At 53.8% G+C, this 533-nt stretch carries 1 rRNA gene; it reads left to right on the top strand.

Annotated elements, in window-relative coordinates:
• Positions 1-175: 175 nt before the first annotated feature.
• A 16S ribosomal RNA gene (locus tag ACFQND_RS12175) occupies positions 176-533 on the top strand; the annotation flags it as partial.

The raw sequence follows: 533 nt of genomic DNA on the forward strand, positions 1-533 counted from the left end.
TGCACTTGATTGTCAAATGCCAATTATTTATCCCCGTCGCCGCGCCCTTTGTGTGGGTGTGGTTGATGGTGATTCCTTTTGGACAAAAGTTGAACGTCAGTAATTGATGTTCGTATTTTGTCAGGTCAAACTCGCAGCTGTTCTGCTTATTCCGCAGGATGGTTTGCACATGTTTTTTACGGAGAGTTTGATCCTGGCTCAGGACGAACGCTGGCGGCGTGCTTAACACATGCAAGTCGAACGCTGAAGCCCTAGCTTGCTGGGGTGGACGAGTGGCGAACGGGTGAGTAACACGTGAGTAACCTGCCCCTGACTCTGGGATAAGCGCTGGAAACGGCGTCTAATACTGGATACGAGACGCGATCGCATGGTCAGCGTTTGGAAAGATTTATCGGTTGGGGATGGACTCGCGGCCTATCAGCTGGATGGTGAGGTAATGGCTCACCATGGCGACGACGGGTAGCCGGCCTGAGAGGGTGACCAGCCACACTGGGACTGAGACACGGCCCAGACTCCTACGGGAGGCAGCAGTG

It is taken from the genome of Polaromonas aquatica (assembly GCF_042659145.1).
GTDB lineage: Bacteria > Pseudomonadota > Gammaproteobacteria > Burkholderiales > Burkholderiaceae_C > Polaromonas > Polaromonas aquatica.